Genomic DNA, 1,366 nt, shown 5'->3' on the forward strand with positions numbered 1-1,366 from the left:
GATGAGGCGCTCGTCGCCGTAGTCCGCCTCGAGTGCTGCGAGCTCGAGTTCAGCCATCACGGGGGTGGCGAGCAGCTCGAGCAGGGTGATGTCGTTCTCGTCCCAGGGGCGAGGACTCGCGTCGAACACGCAGAGAGCGCCGACCAGATGGTTGCCCGCGGACAGGGGGACACCGAGGTACGAACCGACCGCCCCGGACGTGACGGGGGGCAGGGCGCGTACCCGAGGGTCGTTCGAGGCGTCGGTGACTGCGACGGGGCGCCCTTCTCGCATGGTGACGGTGCAGAGGGAGTCCTCGGCGGGAGAGTCCTGGCCGACGGAGGCCGTTGCAGCGCCGGCGCCGCCTACGACGGTTTGTACGTCGGCGATGATGGACACTTGCGCGGATGAAGTACCGAGCAGTCGCGCGGCGAGTTCAGCGAAGCGGTCGGCGGCGGAGACCCGATTGTTCCGGCCGAGCATGCGCCGTGCGTAGCGTGCTCGCGCAGCCTCCAGCCGGCCGTCGCCGCTGAACGGGCTGTCCGGGAGGTCCATCGCTCCTGCGCTTGAATCGGGAACGCCGTTCACCGAAACGTCCTGGTTGTGTGTCGCTGCAGCGAAGTCACCCTTTGCGGCTGTCGATGCGTCCGGCCCCGGCGGCTCGGTCGCGCGATGCACCTATTCTGCGGCACGGACTGGAGCGCGAGTGACCGTCTTGCTGGGAAAGTTGCCGACTGCGACGCGCGGCGCGTCGAACAGCACTACTGCTGCCAGGCGCGGGTCACGTGCATGGACTCGCCGAGGTGGTGCGGTCGAACTCGGCGACTACCAGAGTTGTGGCGACTCCCGTAGGCACGGTCCATCGGCTCGCCAGACCCTCGATCATTAGCAGGCCACGGCCGCCAGGCTCTGTGTCGGTGGGGTGAAGCGGATGTAGCGCTTCGACGTGCCCGCCATCGCGTACAGCGATTCGGAGCAGTTCCCGAGTCAGCGTCCACTGAACTTCCACTACCCCGGTCGGCAGAGGCCGGCCGTGTGCGACGGCGTTGTGCAGCATCTCAGTCAGCACAAGCGCGACGTCTTCGACCTCCTGACGGGTGAAGCCAGCGTCTTCGAGTTCGGTCGCGAGTGCTCGGCGCGCGACCGCGGCGCTTCCCATCTCGAACGGAAGGCGCCGGACGAACGGTCGCGTGTTGGGGCAGGCCTCGCCCGGTCCGCCGTGCACGTCTCGTCCTCCTCAATGCGGTTCGAACCTCGGTGCCCGGCGACGCCTTGCGCCATCCCGTCCGCGGCGTCACGAATTGAACACGGCCACCCACGGCAAGTGGAGGAGGCGGGCCGCCCTCGCGCGATCCCATCAGGTACTGGTGCTCGTTCCGGCGCTAAG

Annotated in this window: 2 protein-coding genes; both read right to left on the reverse strand. The window is 68.2% G+C overall.

What is annotated here, in order from left to right; genetic code table 11:
• Window positions 1-567, reverse strand: a 567-nt coding sequence (locus G6553_RS20460) for a GAF domain-containing protein (protein WP_166196959.1), incomplete at its 3' end; no start/stop codon positions are given.
• 193 nt (window positions 568-760) lie between these two features.
• On the reverse strand, window positions 761-1,204 hold the full coding sequence (locus G6553_RS20465; RefSeq protein ID WP_166196961.1) for an ATP-binding protein: 444 nt from the start codon (window positions 1,202-1,204) through the stop codon (window positions 761-763).
• Between the last annotated feature and the right edge of the window lie 162 nt (window positions 1,205-1,366).

Origin of the sequence: Nocardioides sp. IC4_145, assembly GCF_011250565.1 — a bacterium.
In the GTDB taxonomy this organism is placed as follows: domain Bacteria; phylum Actinomycetota; class Actinomycetes; order Propionibacteriales; family Nocardioidaceae; genus Nocardioides.